Below are 20145 nucleotides of genomic sequence, written 5' to 3' on the forward strand. Positions count from 1 at the left end.
ATCAAGGACCCGACGCAGAACATCGTGTGGGTCACGCCCGAAGGCGGCGGCGGGCCGAATTACCCGAACATGTAACGCAAACGCATCCCCGCGCCCGCGGGCGCGAACGAACCGGAGTGAGACGATGAGCAATGCAGCGAAGGAAGTCGTGGTGGTGAGCGGTGTCCGTACCGCGATCGGCGATTTCGGCGGGAGCCTGAAGGATTTCTCGCCGACCGACCTCGGCGCGGAGGTGGTTGCCGAAGTGCTGTCGCGCGCGAACGTGCCCGGCGATGCGGTCGGCCATGTCGTATTCGGCCACGTCGTGAACACCGAGCCGAAGGACATGTATCTCGCGCGCGTCGCGGCGATCAACGGCGGCGTCGCGCAGCACACGCCGGCGCTGACCGTGAACCGCCTGTGCGGCTCCGGCCTGCAGGCGATCGTGTCGGCCGCGCAGACGATCATGCTCGGCGACGCCGACGTCGCGATCGGCGGCGGCTCGGAAAGCATGAGCCGCGCGCCGTACACCGTGCCGGCCGCGCGCTTCGGCCAGCGCATGGGCGACGCGAAGCTCGTCGACATGATGCTCGGCGCGCTGCACGATCCGTTCCAGGCGATCCACATGGGCGTGACGGCCGAGAACGTCGCGAGGAAATACGATATTTCGCGTGAAGCGCAGGACGCGCTGGCGCTCGAATCGCATCGTCGCGCGGCGCGCGCGATCGCCGAAGGGCGCTTCAAGGACCAGATCCTGCCGATCTCGATCCGTACGAAGAAGGGCGAGGTCGCGTTCGACACCGACGAGCACGTGCGTCACGACGCGAGTGCCGACGATTTCACGAAGCTCAAGCCGGTGTTCGCGAAGGAGAACGGCACCGTGACGGCCGGCAACGCGTCGGGCATCAACGATGCGGCCGCCGCCGTGCTGATGATGAGCGCGGACGCCGCGCGCGCGCAGGGCGTGAAGCCGCTCGCCCGCCTCGTCGCGTATGCGCACGCGGGTGTCGATCCGGCGTACATGGGCATCGGCCCGGTGCCGGCCACGCAGAAGGCGCTCGAACGCGCCGGCCTGAAGATCACCGATCTCGATGTGATCGAAGCGAACGAGGCGTTCGCCGCGCAGGCGTGCGCGGTCACGCAGGAACTCGGCCTCGATCCGGCCAAGGTCAACCCGAACGGCTCGGGCATCTCGCTCGGTCACCCGATCGGCGCGACCGGCGCGCTGATCACGGTGAAGGCGCTGTACGAGCTGAAGCGCATCGGCGGGCGTTACGCGCTCGTGACGATGTGTATCGGCGGCGGCCAGGGGATTGCGGCGATCTTCGAGAACATCTGATAATCGACCGCTCAGCCTCCGAATACACAGGAATCGTCATGGCCATCGAAACCGTCGGCGTCGTGGGCGCCGGAACCATGGGTAACGGCATTGCGCAAACCGCCGCCGTTGCAGGACTGAACGTCGTGATGATCGACGTCAGCGACGCCGCGCTCGACAAGGGCCTCGCGACGCTGAAGGGCAGCCTCGAGCGGCTCGTGTCGAAGGACAAGCTCGACGCGGCCACGCGTGACGCGGCGCTCGCGCGCATCACGACGTCGACCGACTACGCGACGCTCGCCGCGGTCGACATCGTGATCGAAGCCGCGACCGAGAACGTCGAGCTGAAGGGCCGCATCCTGAAGCAGATCGAGGCCGTCGCGCGCCCGGACGCGATCATCGCGACCAACACGTCGTCGATCTCGATCACCGCGCTCGCGGCGCCGCTCGCCGATCCGTCGCGTTTCCTCGGCATGCACTTCTTCAACCCGGTGCCGCTGATGCCGCTCGTCGAGATCATTCGCGGGCTGCAGACGAGCGACGCGACCGCGTCGGCCGTGCGCGCGCTGACCGAGCGTTTCGACAAGTCGCCGATTGGCGTGCGCAATTCGCCGGGCTTCGTCGTGAACCGGATCCTGGTGCCGATGATCAACGAAGCGTTCTTCGTGCTGGCCGAAGGCATCGCGTCGGCCGAGGAGATCGACGCGGGGATGAAGCTCGGCGCGAACCACCCGATCGGGCCGCTCGCGCTGGCCGACCTCGTGGGCCTCGACGTGTGCCTCGCGGTGATGGACGTGTTCGCGAAGGACTTCGGCGATCCGAAGTATCGCGCGTGCCCGCTGCTGCGCGAGATGGTGTCGGCAGGGCGGCTCGGGAGGAAGACCGGGCGCGGCGTGTACGACTACGGCAAGTAAGCCGGTTGTCCCATGGTGTTTCATGCGGCCGCCTTCGGGCGGCCGCGTGCTTTGTATGGCGCGCGCGGCGTGATGACGCGTCGTGTACCGACAGGTCGCGCTACAGCAGCCGCTCGGACAGGACGCGAAATGCGACGTCGGGCACGACGAAGCACAGCGGTTCGCCGGTCGCGCCGATGCGGGCGAGAAAGTCGCCGCCGCCGACGGGGCCGACCGTCTTCAGCGGCCGCACCGCGTCGACGTCGATCGGCAGGTCGATCGACGCATACGCGAGGCGGTCGCAGTCCTCGACGTGGGCGACGGCCGCGTGCTGCAGCGACAGCGCGGCCACGGCCGCGCGCCAGTCGTCGAAGATCGGTGCGAAGGCGGCGGGCAGCGTCCGGTCGTGCGACGCTTCGGCCGTGCAGCGGAAGTCGGGTGCGCTGCCACCGCTTGCCGCCAGCCGCGTGTCGTAGCGTCCGTCGTGCGCCGCATGCGTGAAGGGCCGCGCGAGATGCGACGGCAGCGCGTCGCTGAACAGCCGGCTGCCGAGCGCATAGAGCGGGTGGTCGAACACGTTCTTCACGAACAGCACGGTGCGCTCGGCCGGCACGCCGTCCGGCAGCGCGTCGACGTAGAGCCGCCAGTTGCTTTGCAGCGGCGACGGAAACACGCGGCGCAGCGGCCCGGCGAGACGCGGGCCGAAGTGGCGATGCCGGTAGGTGAGCGTCGTGAACAGCGTGCGGCCGCCTCGGCTCGCGAGTGTGACGCCGCGCGGCACGAGATGCTGGACGGCCGCGACGTCGACGACCCACGTGCAATACACGACATGCTCGACGTCGCTCGCGAGCTGCAGGAACGGCAGCCGCGACAGCAGCGCGCGGCATGCGCGCAGCAAGGGACGGCTCGCGACCATCCGGTTGGCGAGCCGCCCGGCGAGGCCGGTGGACGGGTAGACGAAGGCGTTGTCGTTGCGCATGGGCGGCATTGTGCCGGGGTTGTCGCATGCCCGGAAGAGGCGGCGAAGCTTTAGACGAACGGCGCGCGCATTTTGCCATCGGCGCGCCGCGTGCTGCCGCTTGTGCAATGGATTCCGACGGCCGAGCCCGACGCATGACGTACGCGCGCAAAGGCCCGCCGTTCGCGCGTCAGTACCCCGACCCGCCGCCGCCCTGGTCGGTCACGATTGCCACGCCTGAACTCGTCCCGAGCCGCGTCGCGCCGGCTTCGAGCATCGCCAGCGCGGCCGCGCGATCGCGCACGCCGCCCGACGCCTTCACGCCGAGCGTCGGCCCGACGGTGCGGCGCATCAGCGCGACATCGGCGAGCGTCGCGCCGCCGTGGCCGAACCCGGTCGACGTCTTCACGAACGCGACGCCGAGATCGCGGCACATCTCGCACACGCGCACCTTCTCGTCGTCGGTCAGCAGCCCCGTTTCGAGGATCACCTTCAGCGGCACCGTGCCGCACGCGCGATGCACGGCGTCGATGTCGGCCTTCACGTCGTCGGCGCGGCCGCTTTTCAGCGCGCCGATGTTGATCACCATGTCGATCTCGCCGGCGCCCGCCGCGATCGCGGCGGTGGCTTCGAATGCCTTCGCGGCGGACAACCCCGCGCCGAGCGGAAAGCCGACCACGGCGCAGACGAGCACGCCGGTTTCAGCCAGCTCGCGCGCGGCGAGCGGCACGTTCGCCGAATTCACGCAGACCGAGTAAAAACGATGCTCGGCCGCCTGGCGGCAGAGCTCGCGGATCTGCGCGTCGCTCGCGTCGGGCGCGAGCAGCGTGTGATCGATGGTTTGGGCGAGCTGGGCGTTGGAAAGCGGCATGTGTCAGGACTCCACGGATCGTGTGCGGAAAGGGCACACGGAAAGTTGATGTTTTCACATCGGTTTGTTACAAATACGACATTCCGGCCGGGCCCGCGCGCCCGGCACGACGAACGACTCACGCGGCGGGCACGCAGGATACCGGCATGGAAACAAAGAAGGGCGAACGGATCAAGACCTTGATGAACGTGCTGCAAGGGCAGAACGCGATTCATCTGAGGGAAGTCGCCGAACTGTTCGGCGTGTCCGAAATGACGATCCGTCGCGATCTCGCGGACAACCCGCACGGCTTGAGCCTGATCGGCGGCTACGTGACGCGCCATTTCGCCGCGCAGCGCAGCGACATCGGCGAATACCTGATCAGCGCCGAGAACAACCGGCAGACGGAGGAAAAGCGCCGCATCGGCAAGCTGGCCGCGCAATTCGTGACGACCGGCGACACGATCTTCGTCGACTGCGGGTCGACCACGCCGTTCATCGTCGACTTCATTCCGGACGACCTCGAATTCACCGCGGTGTGCAATTCGCTGAACGTGTTCGCGAAGCTGCAGCAGAAGCCGCATTGCAACGTGATCCTGTGCGGCGGCGCGTATCACCGCCAGAACATGGTGTTCGAATCGGTCGCCGAAACGGGCATCCTCGATTCGGTGCGCGTGTCGAAGGCGTTCATTTCGGCGGCCGGGGTGAGCGAGCGCTGCGGCGTCACGTGCTTCAACTTCCACGAAGTCGACGCGAAGAAGAAAGTGATGGCGCGCGCGCAGAACCGCTTCCTGCTGGTCGATCACACGAAATTCGACGAAGTGCGCGCGGCCTATTTCGCCGAACTGACCGATTTCAACTACGTGATCTCGGACGGGCAACTGAGCCGTCGCTACGAAACGGCGATCCGCGAGCACGGGATCGCGCTCGTGACCTGATGCGGCGCGGGCGTGCGGCGCGCCATGCAGCGCGCTTCTCGTCGCGCCTCTCATCGCGCCTCTCATCGCATCACGCATCGCGGGCTTCCGCCGGGCCGAGGTAGCCCGTCAGCACTTCGAAGCGGCGCGATGCGCCCGCCGCCAGCGCCGCGACGTGGCCTTTGCGGCGTTCGGCTTCGTAACCCTCCGGCTCGCAGGTCGACGGCAGCGCGAACGCAGCGACCTGCTGGTCCGCGTTGTGCAGGATCCAGCGCGTCGCATGCGGAAATTGCTCGGGGCGGTATGAGGTGTGGAACGCGCCGCCGTCCGGATGCACGAGCCGGAAATGCGCGACGCCGTCGGCGTCCGTTTCAACGTCGTTCATGAAGAACACGATTTCGGGGTCGTACAGCGCGGGCGCATCGAGCGTCGCGAGCCGCGCCGGATCGCGCGCGAGCGTGGCCGTGTAGTCGCGCCACGCGGCGGTCGGCTTCACGTGAGCCGGCACGCTGTCGCGCAGCCGCAGCCCGCCTGGACGCAACGCTTGCACGAAGCGACCTCCCGGCACGTACGCGTAGTTCAGGTGGGCCATGTACATCAGGTCCATCGGCGTGCCGCCGAGGTTCGTCACGTCCATCGCGATCGTCATCCGCGCATCGTGCTCGGCCAGCCGCACCGACGGACGCGCGACGTAGTGGCTGCCGAAGCCCTGCACGTATTCGTATTCGCCGGTCACTTCGACCGTCGCGCCGCGCGCATCCGAGCCGACGACGAGGCTCGCGCGGTCCATCGGCGCGCACGGCATCTCGCCGTGCAGCGCATGCGTGTCGTCCGGCCCCGGGCAGCCGTTGCGCAGCAGCCCGCTGTGGAACATGAAGCAGCCGTAGGTATCGATGATCGACGTCGCGCGCTTCGGCTGCCGGAACATGTGCTTCATCGTCAGGTCGCGGCCGTCGAATTCGGCGGCCCAGATCATCTGGCCGAGATACGGCAGCACGACGAGGTGCCCGCGGCGGTTGTCGAGCTTCAGCGCCTCGACGCCGGACGGATACGCGAACGCGGTGACGGTGAGGCCGTCGGTGCGGTACAGCGTGCGCGGCGCTTCGCGGAAGTCGTCTCGCCGCAGTTCGATCTCGCCCCGCATGGTCAGGCTCCCGACGTGTTGCGCGTCGCGGCGTAGCGCGCGGGCGCATGGCCGTCGGCCGCCGCGTCGGGCGTGGCCGCCGGCAGGTGGCGCAGGCAGTAGAAGCCGTAGTAGACGATCACGACGAAGCATGCGAGCGGCACGACGAACGCGAGCTGCATGTTGCCGCCGGTGTGATCGGAGATCAGCCCCTGGATCAGCGGCACGACCGCGCCGCCGACGATGCTCATCACGAGGATCGAGCCGCCGTATTCGGTGTCCTTGCCGAGGCCGTCGATCGTCAGTCCGTAGATCGTCGGCCAGCACGGGCCGAGGAACATGCTCACACACACGGCCGCATACACGGCGGTGATGTCGTGCACGCCGATCGTGTACGCGAGCAGCGCGATGCACAGGATGCCGTAGACGATCAGCACCTTGGCCGGGCCGACGCGTTTCATCACGAGCGTCGCGACCAGCTTGCCGACGAAGAACGCGAAGAATGTCGCGAGCAGGTAGCGCGATGCGCCGCGCTCGGTGAGGCCGCCGATCTGCATCGCGAGCCGGATCGTGAAGCTCCACACGCCGACCTGCGCGCCCACATACAGGAATTGCGCGACCACGCCCGCGACGAAGCGCCGGTTGCCGAACAGGCGCGCGAGCGTGCCGCGCGCGTCGATCCGGTGCGTGAGCGCGCCCGGGCCGTGGCCCTTGCACGCCGGGTACGGCGTGAGCGCGAACACGATGAACACGGCGACGAGCACGACGATCAGCCACTTGTACGGTTCGAGCGTGGCCTGGATCATCGCGAGCTGGTGCGTGTGCGCGTCGGCGGCCGACATCGCCGCGAGTTGCGCATGCGACGCGTCGCCTTCCTTGAAGATCAGGAAGCTGCCCATGTAGACGCCGGCCATCGCGCCGAACGGATAGAACGTCTGCGAGATGTTCAGGCGCCGCGTGCTGGTGTCGCGCGGGCCCATCAGCGTCGAATACGAATTCGATGCCGTTTCGAGAAACGACAGGCCCGCGGCGATCACGAACAGCGCGACGAGGAACATCCCGTACTTCGCCATCGATGCGGCAGGGAAGAACAGCAGGCAGCCGGTCGTGTAGAGCAGCAGGCCGACGAGGATCGTCGTCTTGTAGCTGAACTTCTTCACGACGGTCGCGGCCGGAATCGCGAGGAAGAAGTAGCCGAGATAGAACGCGGACTGCACGAACGCCGATTCGAAATCGGACAGGAAGAACGATTTCTTGAACTGCGCGATCAGCACGTCGTTCAGGTTCGCGGCGGTGCCCCACAGCGCGAACAGGCAGCACAGCAGCGTGAACGCGAAAAGCGGCGTGCGGTTCAGGTAATAGCCGTCGGGGGCGTGTTCGATCCGGGCTCGGCTCATGGGTGTCTCCTTCCCAATGTCTCGTCGATGAAGGCGCCGGTCAGAGGCCGGCGTCGCGGAGGAAGCGTTCGAACGTCGCGGCGTCGGCGTACGACTTCTGCGTGCCGAGGCCCGTGACCGAATGCGCGGCGTACGCGGACGCGTGGCGCATCGCGTCGAGCGCGTCGCGCGACGCGGCATAGCAGCGCGCGAAGCAGCCGATATACGCGTCGCCGGCGCCCGTCGTGTCGCGCGCGTCGACCGGGACGCCCGGCACGTGCCGCGCGCCGTCGCGCGACACCAGCAGCGAGCCGTTGCTGCCGAGCGTGACGAGCACGTGCTTGAGCCCGCGCGCGACCAGCGCTTCGGCGGCACGGGTGGCGCGCTCGCGCGAATCGACCGGCATGCCCGACACGATCGCGAGCTCGGTTTCGTTCGGCACGAAGAATTCGACGGAACGGATGCGTTCGAAATCGAGGTCGGCCACGGCGGGCGCGGGGTTCAGCAACACCGGAATGCCGTGCCGCGCGCCGAATTCGATTGCGTAATAGACGGTGTCGAGCTCGATTTCGAGCTGAAGCACGATCAGCGCGCATTCGGCGAGCATCGGCGCGGCCGCGTCGATGTCGGCGGGCCGCAGGTGGCGGTTCGCGCCCTTGACGATCAGGATGCTGTTGCTCGAATCGGGCTCGACGAAGATCGGCGCGACGCCGCTCGACACGCCGGCGACCTTGCGCACGTGCGTGGTGTCGATGCCTTCGCGCTCGAAGTTGCGGATCGTGTTGTCGGCGAACACGTCGTCGCCGACCTTCGTGACCATCACGACGCGCGCACCGAGCCGCGCGGCCGCGACGGCCTGGTTCGCGCCCTTGCCGCCGCAGCCGAGTTCGAAGTTCGGCGCCTCGAGCGTTTCGCCCCGAACGGGCATGCGCGCGACATAGGTCACGAGGTCGACCATGTTGCTGCCGATGACGGCGATTGTCTCCATCTGTTGTCTCTTCCTTGGTATAGGGGGGCGACCGCGCGCGTGGTCGGCGGTTCACGAAATATGATAATAAAATAACATGAAGTGTGAAAATGCAATCCTGTGATGTTAGTGGGGTCACTTTTTGGTCGACGGGCAGGCGGGTGAAAACTCCATCCTGGTGTCGGCATACGAAAAAGGTCGCACTTGGATGAAGGGAGGCAATGTGCAAAAAGACCTAGGCCGGAAATCCACTCAGTGCGAGCAGGGTATCGAACCGGTGATCGCCATGCGCAGTACCGGACATGGCTGTGGCCCTGGCAAATAGCGCTGGGTCGTTGAACGCACGCATGCTTGGCTGCATCGCTTCCGTCGCCTCCGTATTCGTTTCGAGCGACGTACGGACGTTCACGGCGCGTTCCTCAAACTCGGTCGCTGCCTGATCTGCTGGAATACCCTCCGGCGCGTCGAGCCGTCTTGATGAAACCGTCTCTCAGGAACCGAGCGGATTACAGATCCGCTGGATAGGCAAGCGGCGAAGTGCCCCGGCATTACAGTGACGAGTTGGACGCCACAACATACGCACTGCGAGCCGCCTCCCGCAGCGCGAGCCACGCGACCCGGTTTTCGCTTTCCGGAAGACGTGCTGCATGGCACAAGATGCGGCGGCTTCGTTGCGCCTGGTGGCACATTTCTTCGCGCGAGTACCTGACGATGCGCACGACCTCATTACTGTAGCGTCTTTAGACCGCGATGCCTACGGAGGCCAATGCCATGAGACCAAAGGTTTCGAACTCCCCCAGCATTTCGAGGGAAGCAGATACCACGCCGGAAAATTTGTCGCCATCGTCTTCGGTTGCATCGCAACCGCGAGCCGTGTTTCGGCCAGCAGGGATGCCGGGGAATTTCCAGTCGCGAGCAAATACCCGATCCGAGAACACGGCGTCCATAGGTTCCGGCTCCATTCGGCAGTCGGGCAATTTCATAAACCTTTCCCGTACGCCCCGCAGGCCCTCTGTATTCTCAGGGACCGGAACAGGTACGCTTGGTGAACATGCTACCCAACCGGTGCCAGCGCGGCCTCAGCGCCTCGCCGGGTCGCAGCGGGGAGTTCGCACGGTTGATTACGACTTTGCGAGGAAAGGGCCATCTCGGGAGGCAATCGCCTACCGTCCTGTTGGTGGCCTCGATGCGAAGGTCCTGCTCGAACAGCGCAAGCGGCAACAGCTCTATTTGCAACATACCGCCAGATATTCACGCGCGGACGTGCTGGACCTTGCGACCGCCAACGTGCTTGCAGGGAAAAAGGGGCATCCGAGGGCGCTCGCCTTTCTGGATCCGGAGGGCAAGACAGATGTGTCGCTGTTTTTGCTTGGCCGGTATGTGGACGCGCTCGACAAATGCACGCTGCGCTCGGGGGACGGCCGGCACGAGCCTCTGCAAGACCCGCAGGTCGAGCAGCGCATAGAGGATGTGGCGCACTACTTGGTCAAGGCGGAGTGGTTGAATGGCGGGTCCGTCTATCACCTGGCCCACTTGTCGAACCGGCTGAGCAAGTTCGAACGTCTTCCCGCAGCTCTGGGTGCAATCGAGAAAATCGCTCGCGAGGTGATGGGACGTGGGGGAGACGCGGACTTTAGGGATCTAAAGGTGACGGCACTTCTGCTCAACGCGTTTTCGAAGCTCCCGAGCGAACCGCGTAATGCGGCGCTATCCCATGTCGCAAATGTTCTGCTGGAAGACGGGGACTGCCTCGCCAGACTGGAAGGACAGGGCCTCAGTATGGCACTCAATGCATTTTCGCAAAGTGCTGACGTCTCCCAATGTGCGCAAGCGGCAGCGAATCTTGCTCAGCGTCTCGCGAGCACGCCGACGTTGGCGACGACGCTGGACGCGCAAGGCGTAAGCAACGTGCTCGGCGCGCTTGCCAAGTGGCCGGGAGATTCTTTGTGCGCGGCGGCAACCGAAAATGTCGCCGCACGCTTGAACAACAGCAGTACGATCCTTGCCGATCTGTCGCCGCAGGGTGTTAGCAACGCGCTCGCGTCGCTGGCGCGAGACGGACTCAAAGACCCATCGCAAACGGGGTTACGGCTTCTTGTCGAGCGTCTGCAAAACGAGTCCGCGCTGCGCAGTCAGCTGAGCGCACAGGAAGTCGCCAGCGTACTTAATATCGTCAGCAAATGGCCTTCGGCGCGCCCCTGTATCGAAGTCGCGCAAGCGCTTACTGGTCGCCTCAAAAACGAGCCGGCATTGCGGGAAAAGCTGCAAGAGCAGTCCCTTGCGAATGCGTTGACCGCCCTATCGAAATGGCCGGAGCAGGCTGTCTGCAAGGCGGTCGCGAGCACGCTTGCCGAGCGTGTCGTTTCTGAACGCGACCTTCAGGTCGGCTTCAATGAACAGGAGATCAGCAACGTATTAGGCGCGCTGTCGAAATGGCCGGATTTGCCCTATTGCAAGGAAGCCGCGCTCACGCTCATTCCGCGCATCGCGACCGATCCGAGCGTCGTACGCTCTTTCAACCAGCAGGAGGCGGTTCAAACGCTCAATGCATTGCGGACGTGGGCGAAGCACCCCGGATGTATGCAGGCGGCTCGCGCACTGGCCGGCGTTCTCGTGCCGGGTGAAAACGATCAAGGTCCGTTAGCCCGTCGCCTCACTGGGGGCCACGTCAGTTTGACAGCGAATGCGCTCAGTTATTGGCCGGAAGACGACCAGTGCCGCGATGCGGCACTTACTCTGATTCGTCGCTTGCGTGCAGAAGGCGACCTGGTGAAGCACCCGTTGGATTCCCTCAATGCGCTATCTGCAATGGCGCGGCTTGCACATGTCCTGGAATTCCCCGACGGGGCCCGCGAGATCGCCCAACGCTTGCGCAGTGACGAGGAGGCAATCGCTACTGCCGGTGCACAGGAAATTTCAGGCATGCTCGTCGCGCTGTGCAAATTCCCGCAGTACGAATCCTGTACAGAACTTGCTGCCGCATTAGCCGCACGCCTCGTCGGCGATGCAGAGTTACGCAAAGGCTTTTCTGCTCATCAAATGAGTGGGACGCTGAACGCGCTCAGCAAGATGCCGGATCTTCCAGGTAGTGCAGAAGCTGCTCGGGAGTTGGCAAGGCAACTTGATCAAGACAGGTCCAAGCTCAACGCGATGAACAGCGAGGACGTCAGCAACACGCTTAACGCCTTGTCACATTGGACCGCCGAGCCGGCCGCCCTAAAGGTCGCCGGTGCGCTTGGTCAGCGGATCCATGAGGACGATGGTCTTTGCGCGACGTTCAACGATCAGGGACTGTCGAACACGCTCGTCGCACTGAGTAAATGGCCTGACGATGAGCAGTGTGTTGCAGGTGGACGGGCGCTTGCCGAGGCGCTCATCGAGCGCCGTGCTGAATTTGCCTATCCGGAGAAATTTGAAGCGCGTTCGCTTGCCACGATCGCCAACGCGTTGAGTCGCTGGCCTCGTGAGCCGGCATGCACCACCGCTTTGCAGGCCATCGCCGAAACGCTATCCGAGGGCAAGCGGCAATGGAGCGAGTTCAACATGGTGTCGCTCGCGCAACTCGCGAATGCGATGTCACGCCTCCATTCGGCGGACGATAGTGCCGACGACCTACAAGCTCTTTCGCAGACATGTCTGCACATGCTTGCGGCCCATCTCGACACGCACAAGATCGAGCTGCTCGGAACAGCTTCCGCCAAACATATCGGCGTTATCTTCAAGGCGCTAGGTTCGGCCAACATGCAGAAGGCGATGAAGCCGCTCGTCCCGACTGCCCTTGGACGCGTCCATGCGTTGATCGACACGGACGCCCTGCGCGGCGAAAACCTGGAGTCGCTGGGAACACTGTGCATGGGCCTCGTGCCGGTACAGCGAAGCCCGGAACTCGTGCGTCATCGCAAAGCCGCACTAAAGCTGATGGATCGGCTAAAGCCGATTGCGGATCGTAAGATTCAATTGTTGTTGGATCAGGCAGATTCCACACCCGGAAATAGTCGAGAGGATCAGTCTGCTACTGGCGAGCCGGCAGAACAGTTCGATACGCGTCGCCCCGCCCTGACTTTCGTGCACATCCTGAAGTCGTTTGCGATCACGCAAAGCTTGTGGAAAACGCGCTGGGTAGACGCGCCACGTACCGAGGTGGCACAGCAGCGTGCGGAGCTAAAAGGTTGGGTCGAAAGCCTGCTCGAGCGCACGCGCGACACGGTCACCACCGATCTGCAGGAGATGAGTTGGAATCTCATTGCGCAGATCGAAGTCGGCGACGACATTCTCAATGCGCTGGATGTTCGTATGCGCAGAGATGAAGCTTTGTTGACGGCAAAGAGCAAACCCATTCCGCTCGACCTCGATAAGCTGCAGGCGAGCATGAAGACGAAGCCAGGCACGCTGCGTCCGGTTCGGCCAGGAGAAGGATCGCCGCACTACACGCTCATTGATATGACCGGCAAGACGTTGCGGAGCGAAGAGTCCGAAGGAGGACCCCAGTATTCCTTCTATTCACGCTTGACGGGCCAGCCTGTGACAGAAGTCAAGCTACCTGGTCCCTTGAGCCCCTTCATGCTGGCGCGCACGATCAACCACAACGGCGAGCAGTGGCGCTTCGATATGTTCGGCGGCAGCCATTTGAAGGTGCCGAGTATGCGTCCGCAAGCCATCCTGGCGGGTTCAAAGCGTGGATACGGCCGGCTTCCGGCGATTCGGTACTCGGACAGCGCGCCGACGAGCCCATTTATGAAGCTGGTCTCAAAGCTGGGGCCGCAGCGAGAGGATTGGTCGCGAATTCAGCGCTCTCTACTCGAGATCGTGCCCGCCGACCACGCCGTGGAAGGGACGGTGAGGATTGGCTGGTTCCCGGACGTGCCCGGACCGGAACATCCGTTCAAGCCGGTGGATCCCGCCTCCGGCAAGGAAATAAAGCTATGTCCGAACGACGGCTGTGGGTTCTTGCGCTACGAGGCCGCCATGCAGATTCCGGTCGTGGCTGAGCTCATCAATGCGTGGACCGCTTGTCGAGATGGTCACGCCGACCAAGCACAGCGCAAGCTAATCGAGTCGTTCAAGCAAGAGCCCAGTTACATGGCTCCCCAGGCGCTACAGCATTTCCCTCGCGACGAAGCAGCGGTCAAGGAGGCGAGCGATCTTATCGAGGAAAAGCTGAATGAACTGGTCAAGGCAACGACGGTTGTCGGCAAGGCACCGGGGCTCGACGCGCGCCGGCCTGGTCCTCTGGATCCGGACAACGTCACAAAGCTCGAGCAGTATCGATTGCTCGTCAACGGCGGCTACGAAGGGCGCAAGATCCGGGCGGTGCCGTCTGCCGACGACAACCTCCACCTACCCAGGCAAAAGGGCGAGACGTTCGACAAAAAGGGCGGTGCCGTCCTGCTGGGGAAGCCGCCGTACGACAAGGAAAACTTGTTGCCTATTGAGGAAGACCGTGTGAAGACGATAGGGTCTGGCGATGTCACGGCGAAGTTCCTGAGTAACGACTGCTTTGCGATCCAATATAGTTATGCGGGCTTCGATGACGCCAAGCAGTCGGATGCAGACATTCTCCATAGCAAAGGGATGCTGATTATTCCGCCGAAAGGATCCTGGCCAGAGGCGTACCAGCACCTTGATCTAGCATGTTCCACGGAAGACATGAAGACGCTGTCTACTTGGACGGAATCTCGAAACCGCGCGCAATCGCCCACGTCGATGACGACAACGGGCAGCCTTCGTGTGAAGGATCTGCTGTTGCCTGGCGAACTAGGCGCGGTGCCGATCAGAGAGTTGCGCAAGCGGGACATGGACACCGATGGAGATGACGCATATGTATTTGCCGGTTATCCCAAACTCACCGAACACATCGCGAAAGTTGTAACGGATCGCGCAAGTCGCAAGGGCGTACATCGCTCGTTTAAGCCGCCGAAGACGGCACAGACGGCCTTTGATTCGGATCGTCACTACCACGCGGGGCGTGCGCGAAACATCATCGACGCCCAACAGGGAGATGCGCTCGTAGGCAAGGCCAGCATGGCGGCCGTCCGCTTTATGGCGCAACCTGAGGCATTGCGTCACAAAATGGCGGAGGACTGGATGTTCGGTACCTATGACGGTGTCGATCGCGATCTTCGCAATACGTTGCAGGATCTGATTTCGGACAGCAGCCCGAATCGCGCGATGCTCGACGAGCAGTTCGAGGCGGCGCAGCAGGCCGTCGAGGCGGCTCATCATCCTGTCGCCAAGGAGGTCGCTGAACTATTGCACGGGGCCATCGCCGATTGGCGGCGGACGCTGGACGGCGAGAAGGCAACGCCAGCCGTTTCGACCGGTGCTGAACTTCAAAAGCGGTTTCCGGAATTGGCGGAGAGCTACGGCAAGGCACAAGCGCCCGTCGATCGAATCGCCGCAATCCTCGATCACTATCCCGTGTGTCGCCTGCCGGCATCGAAATTCCCGCAAGGGCAACCTGGCTATGTGAAAGGAGAAGTCGAACTTACGGCGCGCAATCTGCTGACGCTGGCAGTCAAAGTGGGTACTGATGCGCTCAAATCGAACACCGGGACGGAGACCTTCATGTCGGTCATGGCGTTGTTCGAACGTGTCGAGAAGCAATACGACGAACGTGTCAGGACGGTTCCCTACGGAAAAGAGACAGCGCGCCTGTTGCGAGATGACCGCTTCGATGCCGATAGCGCGTTGGAACAATTGCGTAAGATGCCTTCCATGGCTGCAGCCGTCATGGAAACCTCGATCGAGCAGCAGCAGCGCTTCGGTCTGTTGGCGCGATCGCTCACTCCGCGTGAGCGCATCGCGCAAACTGCGTCACAGGCGGAGATCGAGGCGGAAGCAAAGCGCATCCGAGCGACCGCTGCGCATGTCGAGAAAGTCGCGACGCCTTTAGTGACCAATGTCGTGGGCAAGATCGAGGGCGGCAGTTTGAAGAATATGGACCATCGGCTCAAATCCGTAGGTTCGCTGCAGGAGAAGTTGAGGCGCTTCATCGGAGTGCGCAAGCTATCGCTCGCAGACGCGAGCGCCGGCGTGAACGACGCCGTGCGATATTCCGTGGTGCTGGATTCGGCTACGTTTGCCAAATCGTATGACCTGGCGATCGCTGAGCTGGCGAAGAGCGGAATGGAGCGCGTGAAGGTAGTCAACCATTTCAGAAAGCCGTCGGAGGCATTCAACGCAGTGTCGGTCACCTGCGAACTGAACGTGCCAAACGATCAAGGTAATGAAGAACGCCGACTCGTCGAGATTCAATTCCATACCGCTGAAAGCTTTGAGCTCAAGGAAGCCAACCACGACCAGTACAAGTTATCACATGCGCTTGAGCTGGAAGGCCGGCACGAGGACCGAGCGAAGTTGCTCGCGGGTACCCTTGAGAAGACGAAGGCGATGCCAAAGCCGGAAGGATGGCTCGAGATCGATGACTGGACTCGAGAGGTGGCCCGTCCAAAGGATATCAAGCCGAAGGCGCCGCGTTTGAGTGGAATGGTTGCGTGGGGGCCGGCGAATCAGAGAGCTGGGGCGTTGGCGAGCTCGGCCTTGCAACTGGAGAAGGTGTGCACACCGACTGTCGAGAAATTGATAAAAGGCGTCGGCGGCGAATGGGCCGAGGGGGAAAAATGGCGTGCGTCATTGCTGAAGAAGGAGGCATCCATCGCGCGCAAAATCGACGTGATTAGACGCGAGCGGGGCCTGACTTTGGACGAAGCGGCCCAGCACGTGCGCGACGCGCTTCGCTATACGGTGAAACTGAAACCCGAGTCGTTTACTGCGTCCGCAAAGCGATTACTCGAGGACTTCCCTAAGAACGGCTTTGAGGTGATGCGGGTTCGCAATGCTTTCGTGGAAGATGACGGTACATATCGCGGAATTAACGTCGGGCTGCGGACCGCTGACGGCAAAGATTTCGAGGTTCAACTCCATACCGGGAAAAGCTTTTACGCAAAGCAGAAGAACCACAAGCGTTACGAAAAATTGAGGTCGCTTAGCAGCACGATCGAGGCTGGCAGCGATCGGGCGGACGGCAATGATATCGATGTCTTCGACACGGAGCGCCATCGCTTGTCGAATTTAATGCGTTCGCAGACTGCGAGCGTCGAGATACCGGCTGGTATTGAGACAATCCAATCTTTCCGGCGCTACTAATTGACGTCGTATGAACCAACCCGGCTTTCGAGAAGGCCGGTTGGTTCAAATTCAGGCCGGTTGGCTTGATTCCGTGCGCTGAAAACGGCGCGACGGACGCGCATTATGTGCTCGACGACCTACCGAACAAGATACTCGCGGCAGCGTATCAGATGGTCCTGCCGGATGCCGCCGCGCGTTGCCGCGTGATACCGAGATGGCATTGGTCGAAGCCGCGCACGAGCTTGAGGCGAGCGAGCAAGCCTTTGCTGTCGTTTCGACCAGCAGCACGCGCTGCAACGTCGGCTCGCGCAGACCACATCGAACCCGCGCGCGGCACTGGCGCAGCCCTGCCTTCTGAAGGCCGCGTTTTCTGGCCGGATCGCGTCTGGCCTGCTCGTCGGTCACTGTCGATTTTCCTTCCGATCGTAAAGATTCTTTCCGTTCAGATCGAATACGGCGGATGGTCGCGTCGACCGCACCCGCCCACCAGACAACGCTTCCCGGTCGATTCGATATTGGCACGGGCTTTGCAGTACTGGAGCGTAACGAACCGGAGGAGGCGCCCGATGCCAGCGGTACGTACGTCGATCCCGAAAGTGATCGGGATACCCGAGCCGGGCGAGCGTCGCTCCAGCGACGCAGCGGCATGCGGTCCCGACGTGCTGTCGATGTCCGCGTTGATGGGCCTCATGGAAGCCGCTTGCGTCGACGCGATGTGCCAGCGAATGCGGCGCGACGAATGATCGATCGGCCGCATGACGCATGTCACGCATCTGGCGCGGACGCCATTGGATGTCCCGGTTGTCGTCACCGCGACGTTCCGGGCGTTCGATGGCGAACGGTACTGGTTCGATGTCGTGGCGACCGATGCGGCCAGTTCGGTGGCGAGCGCGAGTCACGCGCGCTCGATCGTGGAGCGTTCCGCACTCGCGTTTCAGTGCGCAAGCCGTCGCGGCCGTGTCGGCGATATGGGTTCGTCATGCTAAAGGAAACGGGAACATGAAAGTGGAGTCGTCAGTCAACGCAGGCAACGCGCTTTTCGACGAAGCATTCGAAACCCTGCCTCCCGGGCAGGTGCGCCGGCATCAAGACGCGCTATGGCCGTCGCAGTGGGACTACATCCGTTCGATGTCGACGTTCTATCGCGGGAAGCTGTCGCGCTGGATCGACCGAGAAGTGACGCTGGATGCGCTACAGGAGCTGCCTTTTACCGAGAAGGACGAACTCCGGATCAGCCAGGAGGCGGCCTCTCCATTCGGCGATTACGTGGCGTGCGGCGAGGCGGGCGTGTCCCGGCTGCATCGCACCTCCGGGACGACCGGACGCCCGCTGATTCTTGCGAACAGCGCGGCCGATGCGTACCGGGTCGCACGGGTCGGCGCGCGGTCGATGTGGGCCGCTGGATTGCGGCCGACGGATCGCGTGGTGCACTGCCTGAACTACTGCATGTGGACCGGCGGCTTTACCGATCACACGATTCTGGAGGCGACCGGCGCGACGGTCGTACCATTCGGCGTGGGCAATACGCGTCTGCTGATCGATTCGATCGTCAATCTCGGCATCAACGCGATTTCGTGCACGCCTTCGTATCCGGGGCTCATCGAACAGATCCTGCGCGAATCGACCGACCTTCGTCCTCGCGACCTGAAGCTGACGCTGGACCTGTTCGGCGGCGAGGCCGGGCTCGACAATCTGGATCTGCGCAGCGCGATGGAAGAGAAGTGGGGCTTCCGGATCCGTAACGCCAACTTCGGTTTGTCGGAAGTGCTGAGCATTCTCGGCGGGCAAACCGACTGGACCAACGACTTGCTGTATCACGCGAGCGACGTGGTCTTTGCCGAAATCGTCGATCCCGCCACGCTGCAACGCTTGCCGATCGAGACGGGGACCGTCGGCGAACTCGTCTGCACGCACTTGCAGAAGGAGTGCCAGCCGCTCGTTCGCTACCGCACGCGAGACGTCGTCACCGTGACCGGCGTCGATCGCGGGCCGGACGGTCGCACGGCATGGCGATTCCGCGTCACCGGCCGCACCGACGACATGTTCAACGTGCGCGGCATCAACGTGTTCCCGAGCGCGGTTCGCGTGGCCGTCGAATCGTTGCCGCAATGGGCGTCGGGAATCTTCCGGATCGTGCTGAAGGGGGACGGACCGTACGACCGGATCACGATGACGGTCGAAGCCGCGCAGGGGCTCACGGGTAAGCTCGGAGCGACCGCACGCGGCCGAGGCGGGGCCCCGGCATGGCTCCGCCTCGGCTCAATCGGCCGGCACTCGGCGGCATCATTCGATATCGTCGAGCTTTACCCCGGTGTTGTTCTTCCAGGTCACGACGGCACAACTCGCGATGATTGCCACCACGATCAGATAGACGTTGAATAGCTGTCCCTTTTGAATCGAATACAGCCACGCGTTCAGATAGGATGCCGTGCCACCGAAGAGCGCCACCGCGAGCGAAATGAAGAAGCCGAACAGACGAGTGCGGTAACGCGTCGGTACTTGTTCCGAAATGGCGGCAGGCTTGCTGCCGGTAATGAACGCAACGAGAACGAGCCCGATTGATTGCGTGGCCAGCAAAGTCCATGGCTCGCTGGAAATCAGGCTCCATAGCGGAAAGATGGTGATCGAGATGCCGAGCAACGAAATGAGCGTGGTCACCTTGCGCCCGGTGTAATCGGAAAGGCGCCCAATGAGCGGAAGCACGATCAGATAGATCACCTGCGCGATGCAGCTCATGGTGAACGCACGGTGCGGATCCATGTGCTTGACCGTGATTGCATAGATGGCGGCGGACGTTACCCACGTATAGTAGGTCAGCGTCGATCCGGCTTCGTACACGAACAGCTTGAGGCCTTCGCGGATGACCTTGGCCCGGGGCCACGGCGCATGACGTGTGTTGGCCGATGTATCGATGTCGATGCTTTCCACCATGTTGCGGCGCAGCCAGAGCGCGAATATCGCGAGGAAGCCGCCCGTCGCGAACGGCACTCGCCATCCCCACGCCTGCATGGCATCCGGTGAAAGGAACGCCGTCAACGACGCGAGAAAAAACGTGGCAATCAACGAGCCGGCGCCGACCGAAATGAATACGGCACTCGACCACAAGCCTCGCTGGGACGCGGGGGCGATCTCGGCAACATACGCATAGGACGCCGTCGTCTCGCCGCCGTGTGCCGCGCCCTGCACGAGTCGCGCGAGTAACAAGGCAGCCGAAGCCCAGCTGCCGATCGCGTCGTATGACGGGATGATGGCGATCAGGAGGCTGGCAAACGCCATGAGCAGCATCGTGCTCAAGAGTACCGAACGGCGCCCGACCCGGTTCGCTATCGCGCCGAACACCATGCCGCCCAACGGGCGAGCGAAGAAGCCCGCGGCGAACACGGCCAGTGTACCGAGCAGCGACGATGTCTTGTCCGTGTTGTCGAACAGCGCGCCGGCGATATAGACGGATGCCACCGTATAGATCGTCCAGTCGAACCATTCAAGCAAATTGCCTAGACTAGATGCGATCAGCGATCGCCGATGAGAGGACGATCGTAACGCCGCGGGTCGCGACGTAGAAAGATGGGAAAGGTAAGTCATGACGTCTCCAGTTGTTTTTGATGCGGGGTTGGATGCGCGCCCGATTCGCGCAATG

At 63.2% G+C, this 20145-nt stretch carries 15 protein-coding genes and 1 pseudogene; 9 read left to right on the plus strand and 7 right to left on the minus strand.

The genetic code is table 11. From position 1 onward, the window contains the following. The 3 genes from C5F75_RS37710 to C5F75_RS29375 form a co-directional block, all read left to right on the plus strand. Positions 1-75: 4Fe-4S dicluster domain-containing protein (locus C5F75_RS37710; protein ID WP_133168007.1), on the plus strand; the 75-nt coding region annotated here is incomplete at its 5' end. Positions 76-124: 49 nt separating this feature from the next. Continuing rightward, positions 125-1318, plus strand: a complete 1194-nt coding sequence (gene bktB / locus C5F75_RS29370) for a beta-ketothiolase BktB (protein ID WP_104013155.1) — start codon at positions 125-127, stop codon at positions 1316-1318. A 38-nt stretch (positions 1319-1356) separates the two neighbouring features. Next, positions 1357-2211, plus strand: coding sequence for a 3-hydroxybutyryl-CoA dehydrogenase (locus C5F75_RS29375; RefSeq protein ID WP_059641216.1), 855 nt, complete (start codon positions 1357-1359; stop codon positions 2209-2211). A 100-nt stretch (positions 2212-2311) separates the two neighbouring features. Here C5F75_RS29375 and C5F75_RS29380 read toward each other — a convergent pair whose 3' ends face one another. Both C5F75_RS29380 and deoC read right to left on the minus strand, forming a co-directional pair. After that, positions 2312-3178, minus strand: a complete 867-nt coding sequence (locus C5F75_RS29380) for a DUF2071 domain-containing protein (protein ID WP_104013156.1) — start codon at positions 3176-3178, stop codon at positions 2312-2314. A gap of 160 nt (positions 3179-3338) precedes the next feature. Continuing rightward, positions 3339-4019 (minus strand): deoxyribose-phosphate aldolase, encoded by a 681-nt coding sequence (gene deoC / locus C5F75_RS29385; protein WP_059578964.1) that lies wholly within the window; start codon positions 4017-4019, stop codon positions 3339-3341. 146 nt (positions 4020-4165) lie between these two features. On the opposite strand from deoC, the gene deoR reads away from it, so the two are divergent. After that, positions 4166-4936, plus strand: a complete 771-nt coding sequence (gene deoR / locus C5F75_RS29390; protein ID WP_012337409.1) for a DNA-binding transcriptional repressor DeoR — start codon at positions 4166-4168, stop codon at positions 4934-4936. A gap of 70 nt (positions 4937-5006) precedes the next feature. Here the strand turns inward: deoR and C5F75_RS29395 are convergent, their stop codons facing one another. The 3 genes from C5F75_RS29395 to rbsK are packed head-to-tail and all read right to left on the minus strand — an operon-like array spanning position 5007 to position 8402. Continuing rightward, on the minus strand, positions 5007-6059 hold the full coding sequence (locus C5F75_RS29395) for an aldose 1-epimerase family protein (protein ID WP_089466055.1): 1053 nt from the start codon (positions 6057-6059) through the stop codon (positions 5007-5009). A 2-nt stretch (positions 6060-6061) separates the two neighbouring features. Continuing rightward, positions 6062-7435, minus strand: coding sequence for an L-fucose:H+ symporter permease (gene fucP, locus C5F75_RS29400; protein WP_104013157.1), 1374 nt, complete (start codon positions 7433-7435; stop codon positions 6062-6064). Between the two features lie 40 nt (positions 7436-7475). Next, complete coding sequence (gene rbsK / locus C5F75_RS29405; RefSeq protein WP_059578976.1) at positions 7476-8402, minus strand: ribokinase; 927 nt, start codon at positions 8400-8402, stop codon at positions 7476-7478. Between the two features lie 238 nt (positions 8403-8640). On the opposite strand from rbsK, the pseudogene C5F75_RS29410 reads away from it, so the two are divergent. After that, positions 8641-8859 (plus strand): annotated as a pseudogene (locus C5F75_RS29410) (transposase); the annotation flags it as partial. 262 nt (positions 8860-9121) lie between these two features. On the opposite strand, the gene C5F75_RS29415 reads toward C5F75_RS29410, so the two are convergent. Continuing rightward, a complete protein-coding gene (locus tag C5F75_RS29415) occupies positions 9122-9364 on the minus strand; it encodes a hypothetical protein (protein WP_124659082.1) in 243 nt (80 codons plus the stop codon). A gap of 280 nt (positions 9365-9644) precedes the next feature. Here C5F75_RS29415 and xopAD point away from each other — a divergent pair, with 280 nt between their 5' ends. From xopAD to C5F75_RS29435, 4 genes are all read left to right on the plus strand, one after another. Beyond that, positions 9645-16526, plus strand: coding sequence for a XopAD/skwp family type III secretion system effector (gene xopAD, locus C5F75_RS29420; protein ID WP_104013158.1), 6882 nt, complete (start codon positions 9645-9647; stop codon positions 16524-16526). A gap of 548 nt (positions 16527-17074) precedes the next feature. Beyond that, positions 17075-17251: a hypothetical protein gene (locus C5F75_RS36950; protein ID WP_155634578.1), complete on the plus strand. Its 177-nt coding sequence runs from the start codon at positions 17075-17077 to the stop codon at positions 17249-17251. A gap of 12 nt (positions 17252-17263) precedes the next feature. After that, positions 17264-17494 carry a thioesterase, FlK family gene (locus C5F75_RS36955; protein WP_089466058.1) on the plus strand — a complete coding sequence of 77 codons (231 nt, stop codon included), beginning with the start codon at positions 17264-17266 and terminating at the stop codon, positions 17492-17494. A gap of 190 nt (positions 17495-17684) precedes the next feature. Beyond that, positions 17685-18890, plus strand: a complete 1206-nt coding sequence (locus tag C5F75_RS29435; protein ID WP_226093955.1) for a phenylacetate--CoA ligase family protein — start codon at positions 17685-17687, stop codon at positions 18888-18890. Here C5F75_RS29435 and C5F75_RS29440 read toward each other — a convergent pair. Then, entirely contained in the window at positions 18792-20090 is a 1299-nt protein-coding gene (locus C5F75_RS29440) for an MFS transporter (protein ID WP_059578991.1), read from the minus strand. The two genes, C5F75_RS29435 and C5F75_RS29440, sit on opposite strands and share 99 nt — an antisense overlap. Positions 20091-20145: the final 55 nt, after the last annotated feature.

Source organism: Burkholderia anthinoferrum (assembly GCF_002925705.1).
Taxonomy (GTDB): Bacteria; Pseudomonadota; Gammaproteobacteria; order Burkholderiales; family Burkholderiaceae; genus Burkholderia; species Burkholderia semiarida.

Coding starts and splice junctions, on each gene's coding strand:
- bktB (WP_104013155.1), top strand. CDS start 125: ATGAGCAATGCAGCGAAGGAAGTCGTGGTGGTGAGCGGTGTCCGTACC.
- C5F75_RS29375 (WP_059641216.1), top strand. CDS start 1,357: ATGGCCATCGAAACCGTCGGCGTCGTGGGCGCCGGAACCATGGGTAAC.
- C5F75_RS29380 (WP_104013156.1), bottom strand. CDS start 3,178: ATGCCGCCCATGCGCAACGACAACGCCTTCGTCTACCCGTCCACCGGC.
- deoC (WP_059578964.1), bottom strand. CDS start 4,019: ATGCCGCTTTCCAACGCCCAGCTCGCCCAAACCATCGATCACACGCTG.
- deoR (WP_012337409.1), top strand. CDS start 4,166: ATGGAAACAAAGAAGGGCGAACGGATCAAGACCTTGATGAACGTGCTG.
- C5F75_RS29395 (WP_089466055.1), bottom strand. CDS start 6,059: ATGCGGGGCGAGATCGAACTGCGGCGAGACGACTTCCGCGAAGCGCCG.
- fucP (WP_104013157.1), bottom strand. CDS start 7,435: ATGAGCCGAGCCCGGATCGAACACGCCCCCGACGGCTATTACCTGAAC.
- rbsK (WP_059578976.1), bottom strand. CDS start 8,402: ATGGAGACAATCGCCGTCATCGGCAGCAACATGGTCGACCTCGTGACC.
- C5F75_RS29415 (WP_124659082.1), bottom strand. CDS start 9,364: ATGAAATTGCCCGACTGCCGAATGGAGCCGGAACCTATGGACGCCGTG.
- C5F75_RS36950 (WP_155634578.1), top strand. CDS start 17,075: ATGCCAGCGGTACGTACGTCGATCCCGAAAGTGATCGGGATACCCGAG.
- C5F75_RS36955 (WP_089466058.1), top strand. CDS start 17,264: ATGACGCATGTCACGCATCTGGCGCGGACGCCATTGGATGTCCCGGTT.
- C5F75_RS29440 (WP_059578991.1), bottom strand. CDS start 20,090: ATGACTTACCTTTCCCATCTTTCTACGTCGCGACCCGCGGCGTTACGA.